Annotated in this window: 15 protein-coding genes and 1 tRNA gene; all 16 read left to right on the top strand. The window is 37.3% G+C overall.

The genetic code is table 11. The features are described from left to right. The first annotated feature begins 86 nt into the window (after window positions 1-86). The 16 genes from HNQ37_RS04765 (at window position 87) to hpf (ending at window position 18,070) form a co-directional block, all read left to right on the top strand. A complete protein-coding gene (locus HNQ37_RS04765) occupies window positions 87-1,826 on the top strand; it encodes an ABC transporter ATP-binding protein (RefSeq protein WP_221289062.1) in 1,740 nt (579 codons plus the stop codon). A 413-nt stretch (window positions 1,827-2,239) separates the two neighbouring features. Next, window positions 2,240-3,955 (top strand): ABC transporter ATP-binding protein, encoded by a 1,716-nt coding sequence (locus HNQ37_RS04760; RefSeq protein WP_425486325.1) that lies wholly within the window; start codon window positions 2,240-2,242, stop codon window positions 3,953-3,955. An 84-nt stretch (window positions 3,956-4,039) separates the two neighbouring features. After that, window positions 4,040-4,669 carry a LysE/ArgO family amino acid transporter gene (locus HNQ37_RS04755; RefSeq protein WP_183539814.1) on the top strand — a complete coding sequence of 210 codons (630 nt, stop codon included), beginning with the start codon at window positions 4,040-4,042 and terminating at the stop codon, window positions 4,667-4,669. A 62-nt stretch (window positions 4,670-4,731) separates the two neighbouring features. After that, window positions 4,732-4,803, top strand: a tRNA-Arg gene (locus tag HNQ37_RS04750). A gap of 161 nt (window positions 4,804-4,964) precedes the next feature. Continuing rightward, window positions 4,965-5,891 (top strand): ribonuclease Z, encoded by a 927-nt coding sequence (rnz, locus tag HNQ37_RS04745; protein WP_183539812.1) that lies wholly within the window; start codon window positions 4,965-4,967, stop codon window positions 5,889-5,891. Then, on the top strand, window positions 5,875-6,510 hold the full coding sequence (locus tag HNQ37_RS04740; RefSeq protein ID WP_183539810.1) for an SDR family NAD(P)-dependent oxidoreductase: 636 nt from the start codon (window positions 5,875-5,877) through the stop codon (window positions 6,508-6,510). Before rnz ends, HNQ37_RS04740 begins: the two co-directional genes overlap by 17 nt. A gap of 61 nt (window positions 6,511-6,571) precedes the next feature. Then, entirely contained in the window at window positions 6,572-7,168 is a 597-nt protein-coding gene (locus tag HNQ37_RS04735; protein WP_183539808.1) for a hypothetical protein, read from the top strand. 41 nt (window positions 7,169-7,209) lie between these two features. Next, window positions 7,210-7,641 (top strand): deoxycytidylate deaminase, encoded by a 432-nt coding sequence (locus HNQ37_RS04730; RefSeq protein WP_183539806.1) that lies wholly within the window; start codon window positions 7,210-7,212, stop codon window positions 7,639-7,641. 62 nt (window positions 7,642-7,703) lie between these two features. Next, on the top strand, window positions 7,704-9,977 hold the full coding sequence (gene recJ / locus HNQ37_RS04725) for a single-stranded-DNA-specific exonuclease RecJ (protein ID WP_183539804.1): 2,274 nt from the start codon (window positions 7,704-7,706) through the stop codon (window positions 9,975-9,977). A 10-nt stretch (window positions 9,978-9,987) separates the two neighbouring features. Further along, the gene (locus tag HNQ37_RS04720) at window positions 9,988-10,500 is read left to right on the top strand and encodes an adenine phosphoribosyltransferase (protein ID WP_183539802.1); all 513 of its coding nucleotides are present in this window, start codon (window positions 9,988-9,990) and stop codon (window positions 10,498-10,500) included. 28 nt (window positions 10,501-10,528) lie between these two features. Beyond that, entirely contained in the window at window positions 10,529-11,077 is a 549-nt protein-coding gene (gene rpoE / locus HNQ37_RS04715; RefSeq protein WP_183539800.1) for a DNA-directed RNA polymerase subunit delta, read from the top strand. A 56-nt stretch (window positions 11,078-11,133) separates the two neighbouring features. After that, the gene (gene mltG / locus HNQ37_RS04710; RefSeq protein WP_183539798.1) at window positions 11,134-13,314 is read left to right on the top strand and encodes an endolytic transglycosylase MltG; all 2,181 of its coding nucleotides are present in this window, start codon (window positions 11,134-11,136) and stop codon (window positions 13,312-13,314) included. A gap of 166 nt (window positions 13,315-13,480) precedes the next feature. After that, window positions 13,481-13,960 (top strand): transcription elongation factor GreA, encoded by a 480-nt coding sequence (gene greA, locus HNQ37_RS04705; protein ID WP_183539797.1) that lies wholly within the window; start codon window positions 13,481-13,483, stop codon window positions 13,958-13,960. Between the two features lie 435 nt (window positions 13,961-14,395). After that, window positions 14,396-14,839: a CtsR family transcriptional regulator gene (locus HNQ37_RS04700; RefSeq protein ID WP_183539795.1), complete on the top strand. Its 444-nt coding sequence runs from the start codon at window positions 14,396-14,398 to the stop codon at window positions 14,837-14,839. A 1-nt stretch (window position 14,840) separates the two neighbouring features. After that, entirely contained in the window at window positions 14,841-17,324 is a 2,484-nt protein-coding gene (locus HNQ37_RS04695) for an ATP-dependent Clp protease ATP-binding subunit (protein ID WP_183539793.1), read from the top strand. Window positions 17,325-17,527: 203 nt separating this feature from the next. Then, on the top strand, window positions 17,528-18,070 hold the full coding sequence (gene hpf, locus HNQ37_RS04690) for a ribosome hibernation-promoting factor, HPF/YfiA family (RefSeq protein ID WP_183539791.1): 543 nt from the start codon (window positions 17,528-17,530) through the stop codon (window positions 18,068-18,070). Window positions 18,071-18,197: the final 127 nt, after the last annotated feature.

Raw genomic sequence — 18,197 nt, 5'->3', positions numbered from 1 at the left:
TTCTCTGCTTAACATATATTTAGTGATATATGCTGAATATTTACATTACTTAAGAGTTGTTAAACTCACAATTAGAAAGGAATTCTATGATTTTTAAATCGATCATTAAACATAAGTGGATAGCGCTTTTGTCAGTATTCTCTACCTTCCTTTATGCTGGTGTTCAACTTTATCAGCCTCAAATTATGAAACAAGTCATGACCATTATGTCTTCAACGACCTATACACGTCATCAAATGTCAACAAAAATTGTTGGGCCAGGTATTGCACTTCTAATCGTTGCGGGAATTGGTATTATTTTTGCTATTATCTCAACTTTGGCCGCAGCCCGTCTAGCTCAAGATATCGGTGCGGATGTACGTGAGGCAACTTACCGAAAAATTAATACTTTTTCCTATGAAAATATTGAACATTTTAATGCCGGTAACCTTGTTGTCCGTATGACCAATGATGTCACACAGGTTCAAACCCTGATGATGATGGTCTTCCAAATTTTACTACGTATTCCAGTTCTTTTAATTGGGGGAGTCATTCTTTCAGTTACCACGATGCCAAAACTTTGGTGGATTACACTTGTCTTAATCGTTTTGATCCTCTTAGTTACAGGTGTCTTGATGGGGCAAATGGGTCCTCACTTTATGGCTTTCCAAAAGTTGATGGATCGTATTAATGCGATTGCAAAGCAAAATTTGCGTGGTGCGCGCGTAGTTAAGTCATTTGTTCAAGAAAACACTCAAATTGAGGATTTTGATAAGACCTCAGATGAACTTTACGGACACAACTGGGCTGTTGGAAAGCTCTTTTCAGCTATGATTCCTCTCTTCACTGTCATAGCTCAAGGTGCTATCTGGGTTGCCATTTATTTTGTTTCTACCTTTGTGACTGATTCACCTACGGTAGCTACAAATAGTATAGGTGGTCTAACAACCTTTATGACTTACATGGGTATGATTATGTTTGCCATCATTATGGGGGGCATGATGTCAATGTTTGCTTCTCGTGGTATGGTGTCAATCGGCCGTATTAATGAAGTTATGGCTACTGAATCTGTGATGAAGTTTGATGAAAAAGCTGAAAATGAAATTCTAGATGGTTCTGTTGAATTTGAGCATGTTTCATTTAGCTATCCAAATGATGACGAATTAACTCTGAAAGATATCAGCTTCAAAATAGAAGCGGGTCAAATGATTGGCATTGTTGGAGCTACTGGTGCAGGTAAGTCCACATTGGCACAGTTGATCCCGCGTCTCTTTGATCCTTCCGAAGGCAGGGTCATTGTTGGAGGAAAAGATCTTAAATCTGTCAGCCGTGGGACACTGAAGTCAAATATTTCGATAGTTCTCCAAAAAGCTATTCTTTTTTCTGGAACTATAGCAGGAAATATCAAGCAGGGAAAGAATGATGCAACAGACGAAGAAATGACACGTGCCGCTCGTATAGCTCAAGCTGCCGAATTCATTGAAACAAAAGAAGGCAAATATGAAGCTGAAGTTGAAGAGCGTGGAAACAATTTCTCAGGTGGTCAAAAACAACGGATGTCAATCACTCGTGGGGTAGTCAAAGATCCTCGCATTCTAATCCTCGATGATTCAACCTCAGCTCTTGATGCAAAATCTGAAGCTTTGGTCCAAGAAGCTTTAAATCATGAACTTAAGAGCACAACAACCATTATCATTGCTCAAAAGATTTCTTCAGTAGTTCATGCGGATAAAATTCTGGTTCTTGACCAAGGTAAATTGGTTGGTGAAGGCAAGCATCATGATTTGGTGGAAAATAATGCTATCTATCAAGAAATCTACAACACTCAGAAAGCGCAGGAGGACTGAAAATGGAAAAAAATACATCTGTAAAACAAAAGTCTGATACTCTACGTGCCCTTCAATTTTTCTATCTTTACCTTAAGAAATATAAGTTACAATTTTTGGTCATTCTTGTCTTCATTATTTCAGCTACTTGGCTTCAAGTTGTTGCCCCATCACTGTTGGGTGATGCCATTACAAATTTGGCGACTTATGTTAAAGACTTCTTTACTCATCAGCATGCTTCAGATGCAATTAATGGTTTGAAGAAAATTGCTACATATTCAACAACTGCTCAAGATTCTTTACAGCAAATTGCTCAACAATTGACAGCTGCTACGGGTCACGCAGTTGATTGGCAAAGTTTGACTTCAACTAATGTCCCTTCAGTTGTGACTTCTCACCTGCCAGCTGGGACAACAATTGATAGTTTGCAACAAATGGCTAAAATGCCAGCAAACTGGAGTCAATTGACGAACTCAAACGTACCTGCAGCCATTGCTGATGGATTGAAATCTAGTGGCACATCTTTGAGCCAATTGATTTCAGTGGCTCACTCATCGGCGGCTTCAACAGTTAACTTCATGAAAGGTATGTGGCTCTTATTAGCCGCTTACGTTGCAACGGGTCTTTCAATGTTGATCTACACATTGTTATTTAGCCGTATTGTTGCACATTCAACTAATCGTATGCGTAAGGGTCTATTCGGTAAGTTAGAACGTTTAACCATCTCTTACTTTGATCATCATCATGATGGTGATATATTGGCCCGCTTTACCTCTGACTTGGACAATATTCAAAATACCTTGAATCAAGCGTTAGTTTCAGTTATTTCAAATAGTGCCCTCTTTATTGGTGTTATTATCGAAATGTTTAACAAGAATGTGACCTTTGCGTGGTTGACAATTTCAGCCTCACCAATTGCGATTTTGGCATCTTTGGTCATCATTCATCAGGCTAAGAAATCAACCGATAAACAACAAGAAGAAGTTTCACAACTTAATGCCTACATGGATGAGAAAATCTCAGGACAAAAGGCGATCATTGTTGAGGGACTTCAAGAAGAGTCTATCAATGGCTTCTTGGAACATAATTCCAGGGTAAAGAAACGTACCTTTGCAGCGCAAGCTTGGTCAGGCATGATTTTCCCACTTATGAATGGGTTCCAACTTTTAAGCTTGGCTATTGTTATATTTGGTGGTACAGCTTATGTATTAGGCAATAATAGCATATCATTGCCTGTTGGTTTAGGACTCTTGTCTGCTTTCGTTCAATACGTTCAGACGTACTACAATCCAATTATGCAAATATCATCTAACTTTGGTCAATTGCAATTGGCAATTACTGGTGCGACTCGTTTGAATGTCATGTTCGATGAACCAGAAGAAATTCGACCTGAAAATGGAAAGAAGTTTGAAAAACTCGAGAAAAATGTCTTGGTTGAAAACCTTGACTTCGAATATCTTCCAGGTAAACCTGTCTTAAAAAATGTTAATATTGACGTTGAAAAAGGCCAAATGGTTGCCCTTGTTGGACCTACAGGTTCTGGTAAGACAACTGTAATGAACTTGATGAACCGCTTCTACGACGTTACAGGTGGATCAATCAAATTTGATGGGACAGATATTCGAGAATTTGACCTTGATTCACTCCGCTCAAATGTTGGTATTGTACTTCAAGAGTCAACCTTATTTGATGGCACAATTGCAGACAACATCAAGTTTGGTAAACAAGATGCAACAATGGAAGAAATTATCACAGTTGCGAGGACAACTCATATCCATGAGTTTATTGAAAGCTTACCTCAGGGATATAATACTCACGTTTCTGATGATGAATCTGTCTTCTCTGTTGGCCAAAAACAACAGATATCGATTGCGCGTACTATCCTAACAAATCCGGAACTCTTGATTTTGGATGAAGCTACTTCAAACGTAGACACTGTAACAGAACGATTGATTCAATGGGCCATGGAGGCAGCTATTGCTGGCCGTACCTCATTTGTCATTGCACACCGTCTGAAGACAATCTTGAATGCTGATGTGATTCTTGTCCTTAAGGACGGAGAAATTATCGAGCGTGGCACCCATCATGAGCTAGTCGCTCAAAATGGCTTCTATGCTGAACTTTACAAGAACCAATTCGTTTTTGAATGATTCTCAAAAGGGTTAAATAAGACCAAGAGGAAACTCTTGGTCTTATTTGCGCGCGAGCGATGACTTTGAGTGTATAATTAAGAAATGTTAATTGAAGTTTTTAAAGGTATGCTAATTGGTTTTGCAGTTATTTCACCCATTGGGATGCAAAATTTATATGTTTTTAATAGTGCTTTATCAAATAGACTCAGAAGGGCCTTAGTTTATGCCTTTTTTCTTTGGTTTTCTGATGCTACCTTTGAAATAGTAGCCTTTTATGGCATGGGAACATTGATTTCGACCAATAGCATATTTAAAATAACTGTAATGTTTATTGGAGGTATTTTATTGATTTATATTGCATGGGGTATTCTAAGGGGAGCACAACAAGCAAGGTTTACTCCTGACTTAGAAAGGCAACAATCACAAACAGTACTTAATGTTATCCTTTCTTCAATTCTTCTGGTCTGGGCGAACCCTCAAGCACTAATTGATGGTTCCTTAATGTTAGGTGCACTCAAAGGAACTCTTTCAAATTTGAGTTCAGTTTATTTTATTATTGGTGTCCTAATAGCAACGTTTATCTGGTTCTATGGTATTACTATCTTAATTTCTTTTCTTAAAGAAAAGTTACCAAAGAAATTTCTCCTTTGGGTGAATATCCTCTCTGGGCTAATCGTTCTGGTTTATGGTATTTATTTGCTAATTCAAGTTGTAGTATTTTTATTCAGTTAATAAAAAGTGGTTTTCACAAATTTGCAATTTTGGAGAAATTTCTGTAAAATTGACTACGTTATGGGCTCGTAGTGTAATGGATATCACGTAAGATTCCGGTTCTTGAGATGAGGGTTCGATTCCCCCCGAGCTCAAAATTGAGTTTAACATGTTTAACTTTGTAAAACTTTTAAAAAACCAACGGACGGTCAGGAGGCATTGCTTCCAAGATGAATTCTAGACCTCGTGCCTCAGAATGTAATTTCCCGTTGGGCTTTTTTAATTTTTACGAACTATCTAAAAGTTGGAGAAATATATGGAACTATTATTTTTAGGAACTTCTGCAGGACAACCGTCCAAAGCTCGTAATGTCAGCTCAACCGCCCTTAAGTTACTTGATGAGAGAAATGAAGTTTGGCTCTTTGACTGTGGTGAGGGTACACAAAGACAGATTCTGTCAACGACTTTGAAACCTCGGAAAGTAGCAAAGCTTTTTATAACTCATATGCATGGGGATCATCTTTTTGGCTTGCCAGGATTTTTAGCATCAAGAAATTTTCAAGCTAGTGATGAAGACGGGCAAACAGAACTGGATATATTTGGTCCTATTGGGATTAAAGATTTTGTGATGAATTCATTGAAACTGACAAAAACACATCTTGCTTTCCGTATTAACTTTCATGAGTTAAGTGAAGCAGGTAAAATTTTTGAAGATGAAACTTTTGAAGTCTATACAGAGAAACTAGATCATACAATTTTTTGTCTTGGTTATCGCATTGTTGAAAAAAATAGGGTTGGCGAACTAAATTCTGATCGTCTGAAAGCGGATGGCCTACCTTTTGGTCCCCTATTTGGAAAAATTAAAAAAGGAGAAACGGTCGAGTTTGAAGGTAAAACTTTCAGACCAGAAGATTATATTGGTGATGAAAAAATAGGTAAGGTTGTTACTATTCTGGGTGATACTAGGAAAACGGATCGGTCAGTTCATCTTGCTATTGGTTCTGATGTGCTCGTTCATGAAGCAACTTACAAGGCTGGTGATGAAAAAATGGCTAAAAATCATGGGCACTCAAGTAGTCGTCAAGCCGCAGAAGTAGCCAATGAGGCAAAGGTCAAACGACTTCTTATGAATCATGTTTCAGCTCGATATATGGGGGCAGACATTTCTGAACTGGCTCAAGGAGCGAAAAGCATTTTTGAAAATTCTTTCGTAGCTAAGGATTTCTATGAAGAAAAAATCTAATCGAAATATTGTGATTACAGGTGCGACAGGAGATATTGCCCAATCTTTAATAAAATTACTCACTCAGGATCAACTTTTTCTTCTGAGTAGAAGCTTACCTAGGCCAAATCTTCCAGCACATATTGACATCTTGATTAACAATTCTGGGTTTGGTATCTTTGAGGAGCTAACCAATTTATCAGAATCTCAGATCGATGAGATGTTTAAAATTAATACGACTGATCTCATTAAGTTAACCAGAGTACTTCATCCAGATAAGATTGTGAATATTGCGTCCATTTCTGGAAAAATTCCAACGGCTAAATCAAGTGTTTACGCAGCTAGTAAGGCAGCAGTTATCGCCTTCTCTGATGCAATTAGGATGGAAGGAAAAGAAGTTTTGACAGTGAATACAGGGCCTGTCTTTACCAAATTTCATGCTAACAATGGTGATTATCTGAAAAAGGTAGGTAAGCATGCTATTAGTTCAGAATTTGTAGCTGAAAAGATTGTCAAAAATCTTGACAGCAAACGTCGAGAGCTAAACTTACCTTTTTCAATGGCATTGGCAGCAAAAGCCAGAGCACTTTCGCCTAAACTCTTTGACAAGGTCTCCAAGAAATTCTTTGACTATAAATGATATAATAGAGCTAATTTAAGAATTCCATTTTCAAAAGAATTTTTAGATTTGGAGGTCTGCCATGAGGAAAACTTTTCAAAATATTGCTTTGGTTTTTACTATATTAATATCAGCTGGGATCTTAGTAGCTTGTACACCTGAAAAAAAATCAAATAGCAGTTCAAGTTCTACGAGTTCAATTATTTCGAGTTCTCAGGTTAAATCTAATTCCTCGTCATCAAATTCCACTTCCACAGAGTCAAGCAGCTCTGTCGCGGCTGCTTCGATTTCTCAGACTGATTTGATTTATCTTTTGGCATCAAGAGTTGAAAATTCAGAAGGCCTATACGAAGTACAGTATTTTAACAATAATGATGGCACAACAGTATATGTCTTTGTTAATGGTGGAATAAATGGGACTGGAAAAGATTATTATGGAAACAGTCCATCGGGTATCAGCCTGAAAAATGAGCAAAATTCTGCACAATTTTTGGTAAAAGGCGATCAGGTCACTTTCCAAATTCCGTCTTTTCCTAATGGCGTTTCTGGTAATTGGAGTGAAATTGTTTGGAAGACACAGGCAAGTTTGACTATTTCAGAGCTTCAAAGCCAATTTTCAGGCAAAGTTGCAAATGCAACGAAACAGGTTGTTTCAATTACGAACTCAAGTCCATATTAAAATTGCAATGAAAAAATCTTTGTGAAAATAAGGAGAATTAAATGACACGCCCTTCCCTTGATCAGTATTTTATGGAAATTGCTCAACTCACGAGCTCCCGTGGAACTTGTGATCGTCGTTATGTGGGTGCGCTTGTGGTGCGAGATAGGCATATTATCGCGACAGGGTACAATGGTTCAGTTTCTGGTGATGTCCACTGTGATGAAGTAGGGCATAAGATTGAAAACGGTCATTGTATTAGAACAGTACACGCTGAGCAAAATGCCTTAATTCAATGTGCGAAGTATGGTGAGTCAACTGAAGGAACGATCATTTTTGTGACGGACTTTCCTTGTTTAATCTGCACCAAGCTCGTCATTCAGGCTGGAATTTCAGAAATCGTTTATGGTCGCGAGTATGGGGACACCGATTATGCCAAAGAACTTCTTAAGAGTGCTGGAATAAGTATTAGAAAATATCAAATAGTAGATTGAGTATTGAAATAAGATGAGTTAAGAAGGACGGTTATCTGGCCTTTTTTGATATAATTAAAAGAATGATAAAAGCAAAGTATAACTGGAAGTTATTAGAAACGGAACCTTCTGAAGACTTCGTGAAAATTGTAAAAAAAGAAAAAATAGATAAGATTGTAGCTTCCATCATGTGGGAGAGAGGCGTTAGAAGCAAAAGCGAAATAGAAGCTTTTTTAAATCCAGACAGTTCCCAATTACACGATCCCTTTCTTCTGCATGATATGAAGAAGGCAGTAGACCGGATCCGTACTGCTATTGAAAATCAAGAGAAGATCCTCATTTATGGAGACTATGATGCCGATGGGATGACATCTGCTTCCATCATGAAATCGGCATTGGATGAACTTGGTGCTGACGAGTTGGCTCAGGTTTATCTTCCTAATCGTTTCACCGATGGGTATGGTCCTAATATAGATGTTTATAAATATTGGATTGAAAAAGAGGCTGTTAGTCTGATTATTACAACAGATAATGGAGTAGCTGGAAATGTACCAATTGATTGGGCACAAAGCCATGGGTGCGACGTTGTTGTGACAGATCATCACTCAATTCCCGAGATTTTGCCAAAAGCCTATGCAATTGTACACCCTCAGCATCCTGATTCTTTTTATCCTTTTGATGATCTGTGTGGCGCGGGGGTGGCATTTAAGGTTGCCTGTGCATTACTTGAGTCAATCCCGATGGAAATGCTAGATCTTGTGGCAATTGGTACTGTGGCGGATATGGTTTCACTTCGCCCCGGTGGAGAAAATCGTGTACTTGTTTCTCTTGGACTTCATCAACTAAAAAATACTGATCGTTCAGGTTTGATCCATTTGATGCAATTAGCAGGTTGTGATTTAAGAAAGCTTGATGAGGAGGCAATAGGTTTTCAAATCGCACCTCGTTTAAATGCACTTGGACGTTTAGATGATCCGAATCCCGCAATTGAACTTTTAACAGGTTGGGATGAAGAAGCCAATCTTGAAATTGCAAAATTCATTGAGATGAAAAACACTGAGCGAAAAAACATTGTTGAAAAAATTATGCTTGAAGCTGAGTCTATGATAGATCCAAACAAATCAGTTGAAGTACTTTACCATGCAAATTGGCATAAAGGAGTTCTTGGCATTGTGGCTGGTCGTTTGCTTGAGAAACATTCAAAACCAGTAATAATGTTATCTTTGGATGAAAAAACGGGTGAGCTTAGAGGTTCTGGTCGTTCAGTAGTTGGATTTAATATTTTTGAAGCACTTACGAAGCATCGAGATCTTTTCAAAGCATTTGGAGGGCATGCTCAAGCATGTGGCTTGACGATTGATGTAGATAAAGTTGAAGAACTTCGCAAAGTCTTAAACGAAGAACTTAAGTTTCAAGGGACAAATTTATCAGCAAAACCTAATTTACAGGTAGCCGAAGAAATTTTGCTTGATGAAATCTCACTTGATACGCTAAAGTCGCTCGCTAAAATTTCACCCTTTGGGATGGGAAACCCAAAACCTTTATTCTTACTCAGAAACTTTAAAACTCAAAACATCCGAACTATGGGTAAGGATAATTCACATCTAAAGATGCGTCTAAGCCAGGGAAAAACTCAGTTGGATGCGGTCCTTTTCAGACAAGGGAATAAGGCTATTGAATTTGAACAGGTAGAGACAGAACTCATGGTTCAAGTTTCGAGCAATACTTGGAATGGACAAACAAGTCTACAATTAATGGTAGAGGATGCACGAGCAGTTGGAATTGAATTGGTCGATTTACGTAGCCACCCAATGACGATAGCAGACTTTCAGGACAAAATTGGCATTTTTGAGAATAATTCTTTGAAAAATGGTATAATGAACTCTGTATTGCTCATAAAAGATGCTCCGACCGGAAAAGCGGGGCTTGAAGTCTTGCATAATGCCCTGCTTTCTGAAAATTTGGAGTTAGTTTACTTTTTAAATCAAATTGAAAAGTCCTACTATCTCAATGGGTCTGGAAGCCGTGACCAGTATGCGGGTCTTTTTAAAGCAATCTATCAATTTCCTGAGTTTGATGTCCGATTTAAATTAGGAGAACTCTCAAACTATCTTAAAATTCCAAAAGACTTACTCGTTAAGATGATACAAATTTTCGAAGAACTTGGCTTTGTCAAGCTTGAAGATGGGTTAATGTCAGTAGTAAAAAATGCTGAGAAGCGTGAGATCAGAGAAAGCAAGATCTTTCAGGAACTTGAAGAAACAATCCGATTACAAGAGTTTTTTGCCCTATCTTCGGTCAAAGAAATTTATAATAAACTAAAGAATGGAGAGACTACTGAGTTGAGATACCAGTAGTAACTTAATTATGGAACTTTCAGAGTACGTAGCGACAATTAAAGACTACCCACAACCAGGGATTGTCTTCCGTGATGTAACTCCCCTTATGGCTGATGGAAATGCTTTTAACTATGCTTGTACTGAAATTGTACAATATGCGCGTGATAAAGGAATCGATCTTGTTGTTGGACCAGAAGCTCGTGGATTCATCATTGGCTGTCCAGTCGCTTATGCTTTGGGAGTTGGTTTTGCTCCTGTGCGCAAGCCAGGAAAGCTTCCGCGTGAGGTGGTTGAAGAAACATATGAAAAAGAATATGGAACTGATACATTGACGATTCATGCGGATGCCATTAAACCAGGTCAACGTGTTCTGATAGTTGATGATCTACTTGCAACTGGTGGAACAATTGAAGCAACTATTGCTTTAGTTGAAAAACTAGGTGGTGTAGTTGCTGGAGCTGCCTTTATTATTGAACTTGATGAACTTAAGGGTAGAGAAAAGCTTAAAGGCACTGATTATAAAGTTCTTTTACATTACTAATTAATAATTCCGGAGGATCTAATCTTTTATGAAAATTAAAGCACTTGAAGGCCAAAATATTGAAGAACTTTCTATGATTGAAGTGGCACATGCCTTACTTGATCAAGCTGGTGAAGAGATGGCATTTGCTGATATCGTGACTGAAGTTCAAAGTATGTTAGGAAAATCAGATGAGAAAATGTCAGCTGATTTGTCTCATTTTTATACTGACTTAAACACGGATGGCTCATTCATACCACTTGGTAACAATACATGGGGACTTCGTTCATGGTATGCGATTGACTCCATTGATGAGGAAACAATCTCACTTGATTATTTCGATGATGAAAATAAGATCAAAGATGAGCTTGATGAAGATATTCTTGATGTTACTATAAATGATGATGAGTCAGACAGTGGGGGCTTTGTTCCCAAAAAGATCGAAGAGATCAGTTATGATGACGATGAGTCTGATGAGGACAAAGATGAAGCAAAAGCTTATGATGAAGAGCTTGCTGAAGTTGAAATTGACGCTGAAATTCCTGAAGATGAAGTCGGGGCAATCGGAGAAGTTGACGATGACGACGATGAAGATTAATTTTTAATATTAATTTTAATATTTTAATATTTATTATAGAAATTTAGGAGGCCCTTTTGTCTGAAGAAATCAACAGCGAAAGCCTTTCTAGCGATTTCCTTCTAAAGGAAATTCCGCAGTCAGAGTTTGAAAGTAGTCCCAAGCCTGTGCCTGGGACACCTGTTTTTGTTGAACGGAAAGTTCCCGATGACATCCAGCTAATTGCTCAGCAAGCAATGTTTGAGCAAGGAAAAGTTCATGTTGGAGGAGATGAAGATAATTCTTATCTGACAAATAAAAGACCTGATAGTCAGAAAGTTATGAAGTCACACCTAATGGTTGATCAACCTATTATGTCAATGGATGACGATGATTTTATTATTTCAAAAAAGCAAAAATTTGAAAATAATTCTCATTCATCAAAAATATCCAAAGTTGACTATCTAGATAAGCTCCCTAAGAGAAAAACAAGTGAGATTGAGAACGAAAATAAAGGAATATCTGAATTGCCTCAAAATTCAGATCTTTTGACTTCAGGTCTAATTCCAAAATCATTGAAAAATAACATGAATGATGTTAAGGAGAGTTCATCAACTAATAGCCAAAAGACCTCAGACACTAAAGAGTATGTCTCTTTTAAAGAGATGATTATGTCTCGGTTGTATGATGATTCAGAAGACCCTGAAGACCCTTCTATGAAGTCTAAATCTCAATCTGTGGCTATCACGGATAATTTATCCGAATCACCACTTCCAAAGGTACACACGGAGAAAATTAAAGGATTTATTCAAGAACCTTCTGAGGAGCTTGATGACTTTGAAAGTTTCCAGACGACTCAAAAATCGGAGTTTTCTGATCTCAATCATACGCTCCATCCTGAATCTAAAAAATCTCGGAATCCACTTGAGGCTCAAGAACCTGATATAAGTCCTGCGCTTGCACGAGCGCTTGCGACCCGCAAACAGGCTCATGCTTCAGTAAGAAGTGATGAAAAAATTGTCGAAAAATCTCCAGAAATTAAGGATGGACTAAGTCAGGCGAATCGAGTTACAATTAGTAATGAAATCAGAGAGAACCCCTTAATAATGAGTAGGAAAGCCCGCAATTTTAATGAAGAAACTGAAGAAAAAAAATTGAACAAAGTTGAAAAAAAGGAAAAAAAGAAATCGAAAATTCATATTGGAAGATCGATTGCAATTGTTCTTATATTTCTTTTATTAGCTCTTGGTGGCTTCGGGTACACTTATATTTCTTCAAATTTAAAAGCGGTTGATCCAAACAATAAAACAACACACCTCGTCACAATCCCTGCTGGAACAAGTTCAAAAAATGTTGCGAATATTCTTAAAAATAATAATCTAGTCAAAAATCCAACTATTTTTAATATTTATGCTTTGATTAAAGGGCAAACTAATTTTAAGTCTGGTTCTTACAATTTATCTAAGAGCATGACTCCCCTTCAAATTGCTCAAACACTTGTCAAGGGTGGGGTAACCATCACTGGTAAAGTTACAATTCCAGAAGGATACACACTTGATCAAATTTCAACAGCAATCACAATAAATGCAGGAAGCAAGGATTCCACTGCCTCTCCATTTTCAAAAGATGAATTCTTGAAAATTGTGACTGATCCAAGCTTTATTTCTCAGATGGCAGCTAAATATCCCAAATTGTTTGTAAATTTACCAAAAGCAGATTCTGGAGTTAAATATCAACTTGAAGGTTATTTATTTCCAGCTACATATGAATACGCCGCAGGAACTAGCCTGAAAGAAGTGGTTGAACAAATGATTAAGGCAATGGATAAAAATATGCAACCTTATTATGATCAAATTTCATCACTTAATCTTAATGTGAATCAATTTATAAGTTTGGCAGCTTTAGTTGAAAAAGAGGCAAACACAGAATCAGATCGTAAAAATGTAGCTGATGTATTCCTCAAACGAATTAATCAGGGCATGGCTCTTGGTTCAAATGTGGCAATTCTCTATGCTGAGGGAAAACTTGGTACAAATGTAAGTGCTAAGGATGATGCAAATATAGATACTAGTATGAATTCTCCATTCAACCTCTATACAAATCAAGGAACTGGTCCTGGTCCAGTTGTCTCTCCAAGTGCTATGTCATTGGGAGCGGTGATGAATCACACTTCAAATTCTTACTATTACTTTATTGCAGATAGTACTGGAACGCTTCACTTTGAAGAGACTTCTGCTGAGCACGATGCAGATGTCCAGCTGTACTTAGGAGGAAACTAGTCCTCAAAAAACTTAATTGCTTGAAATAAAGCGATTTAGTGCTAAAATAATCAAAAATAAACCGTAACCTATTTTATCTTTGCGTCAGTGGCCTAATCTGAGTTGTCCTTAAAGGTCGAATCGCAATGCATTGAAGTATTGGCGGTTAACAGAAAAAGGGAATAATATGGCAGAAAAAGTATATCAAATGACCCAAGAAGGTCTTGAAAGGCTTGAAGCAGAACTTGAGGAGCTCAAGCTTGTAAAGCGCCCAGAAGTAGTTGAACGCATTAAAACTGCTCGTGAATACGGAGATTTATCTGAAAACTCAGAGTATGAGTCAGCTAAAGATGAGCAAGCCTTCATCGAAGGACGAATTTCAACATTGGAATCAATGATCCGTTCAGCTGAAATCGTCAACAGTTCAAGCGTTGCAAAAAATGTGGTTGTTCTTGGTAAGAGAGTGAGTATTCTGACTGAGGGTGAAGATGAGGAAGAAACTTACCAAATTGTTGGTACAGCAGAAGCTGATCCATTCTCAGGAAAGATTTCAAACGAAAGTCCGATTGCTCGTGCCCTTATTGGCCGCAAAAAAGGTGACTTGGTTAAAGTTGAACTTCCTAATGGTGCTGAGATGAATGTTAAGATTATGAAGGTTTCACAATAAGATTTACTTTTAGTCCTAATTAGTGAATCTGCTTTGATTTATAAATAGAAAATGAAAATTGCCCTTGGCAGTTTTTTTATAGTCGAATATATAAAAAATTGTTGTTATTACCTAATATTATATTTAAAAACCTCAAGTGTGGGTGTTCATTTTGAGGATTTTCCAGATTGAAGAGTCTTGTGCATTATTTTATAGGCTTTCGTGCACTTAGTCATCAATCGCCATGAGAAAAATCCTTTACCATCGTTAATTGTGAAAAGGTCTATTGGATTGTTGAATCTATAAAACCAAAATTATTCTTGATTCCATTTAATAGTATTGTATAAGTTGCGGTAAAATTGGCGTATGGTATAATAGTCAGATATAGTCAAAGTCGAATTTCTCTAACGTTCACAACGTTCAGGGTGACTTAAATAAATAAAGAAAGATCGAAAAATGGAAAATACTTCAGATATGATTGAGGCTTATCTAAAACAGCTTTTAGCTCAAGCACAAGCCAGTGAGATCGAAATCAAACGTTCTGAATTAGCTGAACGATTTTCTGTGGTTCCATCTCAAATCAACTATGTTATAAAAACTCGCTTTAATTCAAATCAAGGCTTTGATGTGGAATCTAAAAGAGGTGGCGGTGGCTACATCAAAATTGTTAAGTTTGACTATTCAAGTAAGCATGATTTTTTATCTGATTTTTATCAACGATTACCATATTTACTTACGAGTCAAGATATGCGTGAAGTGCTGCAAATGCTCTTTGAGGAAAATATTTTGACTCAGCAAGAGGGAAATCTACTCTTGGTTGTTCTTTCCTCAGACAAAATCTCTGACCTTACCCGCGGTCATCTACTGCACGAAGTGTTACAACGTTTAGATAGGAATTAAAATGTTATTCAACAAAAATGATTACACAATTTCGGCACAAAAAGTTTTGAAGCGTGCAATTGACATTGCTTACCGTTTTGGATATCAATTTGTCGGTTCAGAGCATTTATTGGCGGCTCTAGTGGATGTTTCTGATACATTAGTGGATGGTTATTTAATTGATCGTGGTGTGACTTATGAGCTTATTGCAGAAGAGTTAGAAGCATATTCAAGTCATAATATTTTTAACAAATCAGATATGGACTTCAGTCCTCGGCTGAAAAAAATCTTGGATACTGCTCTCGCATATACCAAAGAAAATAGCCTTGAAAAAATAGGAACTGAGTTTTTATTACTTGCAATGTTAAATGAGGATAATTCCTTTGCATTAACCATCTTGGATGAGCTTGACGTGGATATGCGGAATCTTTTTAAATCTGTAATTAAAGATAATGATTTACAAATTCCTCATCCCGAACGTCCAATCAAGCCAATCACCCCTATGTCACAACGTCGTAGGACGAAATCAATTGATAAAAACTCAAAAACACCAACTCTTGATACAGTTTCTGATGACATGACAGCACAAGCGATTGCTGGAAAATTCGATCCGACTGTTGGACGAGATGTTGAAATTGATCGAATAATTCATATCTTAAGTCGACGTGGGAAAAATAATCCTGTTCTGGTTGGTGAACCCGGTGTTGGAAAAACTGCAATTGTAGAAGGACTGGCAACGCGAATAATTAAAGGTGACGTTCCAAAAAATCTTCTGGGTGTACGGTTAGTTTCTCTTTCAATGGCTAATGTAATTGCAGGCACTTCCTTGCGTGGTGAATTTGAAGATCGTATGGTTGCAATTGTTGATGAGGTTAGTAGAGACCCTCATACAATTCTCTTCATTGATGAGCTTCATACCATTATTGGGGCAGGAGGGGGGCAAGATTCTGTAAGTGATGCTTCAAACATACTGAAGCCAGCACTTGCTCGCGGTGAATTTCAACTAATTGGTGCGACAACGTATAAGGAATATCAAAAATATATTGAAAAGGATGAGGCATTAGAGCGTCGTTTTGCTAAGATTAATATTGATGAACCATCTGAAAATGAAGCAATTGAAATTCTAAATGGACTTAGAAAAAAATTCGAAAAGTTTCATGGTATCTCAATATCAGAATCAGCGATCCGAAAAACGGTTGAATTGAGTATTCGTTATCAACCTAGCCGGCGTTTACCGGATAAGGCAATTGACTTACTAGATGAAGCAGCAGCTAAGGTTAAAATTACTGAAAAAACTTTTACGAATAAGAATATTGATGATGAAATCGAACTTGAAAAGCTAAAGAAGGATTTGCCAAAAGCTGTTGAGCTACTTGATTTGAAAAAGGCAAAGGCTATCAATAAGCAAATTGAAAAAATAGAGCAAAAGTTGTCAAAATATGAGTCTTCTTTGAATTCAAATTCAAGTAAAGCTGAAGTTAAAGAGGAGGATGTTTATGAAGTTCTATCAAGTTTGACTGGAATTCCGGTTCAACAAATGAGCAAGTCGGAGACAGATCGAATTATCAATCTTGAAAAGGAATTGCATAAGCGGGTGATTGGACAAGAAGAGGCTATTTCTGCTGTATCTCGTGCGATTCGTCGTGGTCGCTCAGGAGTTTCAACTGGGGGCCGTCCTCTCGGAAGCTTTATGTTTCTTGGACCAACTGGAGTCGGTAAAACAGAACTTGCCAAAGCTCTTGCTGCCAGCGTCTTTGGCTCAGAAAACAATCTTATTCGTGTAGATATGAGTGAATATATGGAGAAATTTTCAACCAGTCGTCTTATAGGTGCTCCTCCAGGCTATGTTGGTTATGACGAAGGGGGACAATTAACAGAGCGTGTGCGTAACAAACCCTATTCGGTGGTCTTACTTGACGAAGTTGAAAAAGCACATCCAGATGTTTTTAATGTTATGTTACAAATTCTTGATGATGGCTTTGTGACAGACACCAAGGGAAGAAAAATCGACTTCCGCAATACTATTATTATTATGACATCAAATCTTGGCGCAACAGCTTTAAGAGATGACAAAATAGTAGGTTTTGCCACCAAAAGCTGGACACAAGATTATAACGCAATGAAAAAACGTATTTTGGAAGAGCTCAAAATTCATTACCGTCCGGAGTTTCTTAATCGAATTGATGAGACGATAGTGTTCCATAATTTGACAGAAGACGAGATCTATCAAATTGTTAAATATATGACCAAGGGATTGGTTGACCACCTATCCAAGCAAGAAATTGGCCTAAAAATTAACCCATCAGCTATTAAATATATTGCTAAAAAGGGCTTTGACCCTGAATATGGAGCTCGACCAATTCGAAAAGTTATTGAACGAGAAATTGAAGACCCACTCTCGGAGATGATCCTTAAGGAAGAAGTTAAAAACAATCAAATTGTGACTGTAACTTGTGAAAAAGATAAAATGAAATTTGCCGTTGCAGAAGCCTTTATTCTCGAATAATGTTTAAGTTCTCATCTTAATCAAACGTCATATTTGAAGAAAAATTTAAGTTCTTAATTGTAAAATCATTTCAAGCCAAAAAAAAGTTAATTTGGTATAATAAGTTAAACCATAAGGTTGTAAACGCTTTATTCTCTGATGCTTATTACCCTAGAATTAAGTATCAGAGTTAAAGCGATTATGGCTAATAGAAAGAGGTTTTTATGATTAAATTCAACATCCGTGGCGAAAACATCGAAGTCACCGAAGCCTTACGCGACTATGTCGAGGATCGAATTTCTAATCTCGAGAAGTACTTTAACGACGGTCATGAGATGATTGCTCACGTTAGTCTTAAAACTTATAAAGACAAGTCCGCCAAAGTTGAAGTAACAATTCCAGCAAAGCAAATAACGCTTCGTGCTGAGGATAAATCTCGTGACCTTTATAACTCAATTGACTCCGTTCAAGAAAAGTTGGCCCGTCAAATTCGTAAATATAAAACTCGTATCAATACCAAGTCTGAACATACCGCTTTAGCTGATGAGTTTGCGGAGTTAGAAGCGGGCGAAGAATTAACAGAAGCAGTTTCAAGACTTGTTCGAACAAAGAATGTTGATTTGAAGCCAATGACTGTTGATGAAGCTACTCTGCAAATGGATATGCTCTCACATGATTTCTTTTTCTTTATTGATGGTGATACAAATCAACCAGCCGTTATTTACAAACGTTCAGATGGTAATGTAGGATTAATCGAAGGTAGATAGTTTACAATCAAAAATAAAAAATGGAACTATTATGTAGTGCACCCCAAAAGTTAGACTTTTTTAGACAAGATTCATTTCTTGCCTTTTTTGTTATTTTAAATAGTTCAAACGATATTGAACAGGACTC

Source organism: Lactovum miscens, assembly GCF_014202895.1.
GTDB classification, from domain to species: domain Bacteria; phylum Bacillota; class Bacilli; order Lactobacillales; family Streptococcaceae; genus Lactovum; species Lactovum miscens.
The sequence above is the reverse complement of the archived record's forward strand: the minus strand, read 5'-3'. Positions and strand labels throughout refer to the sequence as shown.

What these genes read in the sequence shown, in the direction of transcription:
- HNQ37_RS04700 (WP_183539795.1), top strand. Translation starts at nt 14,396, where the DNA reads ATGGAAAATACTTCAGATATGATTGAGGCTTATCTAAAACAGCTTTTA.
- HNQ37_RS04765 (WP_221289062.1), top strand. Translation starts at nt 87, where the DNA reads ATGATTTTTAAATCGATCATTAAACATAAGTGGATAGCGCTTTTGTCA.
- recJ (WP_183539804.1), top strand. Translation starts at nt 7,704, where the DNA reads ATGATAAAAGCAAAGTATAACTGGAAGTTATTAGAAACGGAACCTTCT.
- HNQ37_RS04730 (WP_183539806.1), top strand. Translation starts at nt 7,210, where the DNA reads ATGACACGCCCTTCCCTTGATCAGTATTTTATGGAAATTGCTCAACTC.
- HNQ37_RS04740 (WP_183539810.1), top strand. Translation starts at nt 5,875, where the DNA reads ATGAAGAAAAAATCTAATCGAAATATTGTGATTACAGGTGCGACAGGA.
- HNQ37_RS04735 (WP_183539808.1), top strand. Translation starts at nt 6,572, where the DNA reads ATGAGGAAAACTTTTCAAAATATTGCTTTGGTTTTTACTATATTAATA.
- HNQ37_RS04720 (WP_183539802.1), top strand. Translation starts at nt 9,988, where the DNA reads ATGGAACTTTCAGAGTACGTAGCGACAATTAAAGACTACCCACAACCA.
- HNQ37_RS04760 (WP_425486325.1), top strand. Translation starts at nt 2,240, where the DNA reads ATGGCTAAAATGCCAGCAAACTGGAGTCAATTGACGAACTCAAACGTA.
- HNQ37_RS04695 (WP_183539793.1), top strand. Translation starts at nt 14,841, where the DNA reads ATGTTATTCAACAAAAATGATTACACAATTTCGGCACAAAAAGTTTTG.
- rpoE (WP_183539800.1), top strand. Translation starts at nt 10,529, where the DNA reads ATGAAAATTAAAGCACTTGAAGGCCAAAATATTGAAGAACTTTCTATG.
- hpf (WP_183539791.1), top strand. Translation starts at nt 17,528, where the DNA reads ATGATTAAATTCAACATCCGTGGCGAAAACATCGAAGTCACCGAAGCC.
- rnz (WP_183539812.1), top strand. Translation starts at nt 4,965, where the DNA reads ATGGAACTATTATTTTTAGGAACTTCTGCAGGACAACCGTCCAAAGCT.
- HNQ37_RS04755 (WP_183539814.1), top strand. Translation starts at nt 4,040, where the DNA reads ATGTTAATTGAAGTTTTTAAAGGTATGCTAATTGGTTTTGCAGTTATT.
- greA (WP_183539797.1), top strand. Translation starts at nt 13,481, where the DNA reads ATGGCAGAAAAAGTATATCAAATGACCCAAGAAGGTCTTGAAAGGCTT.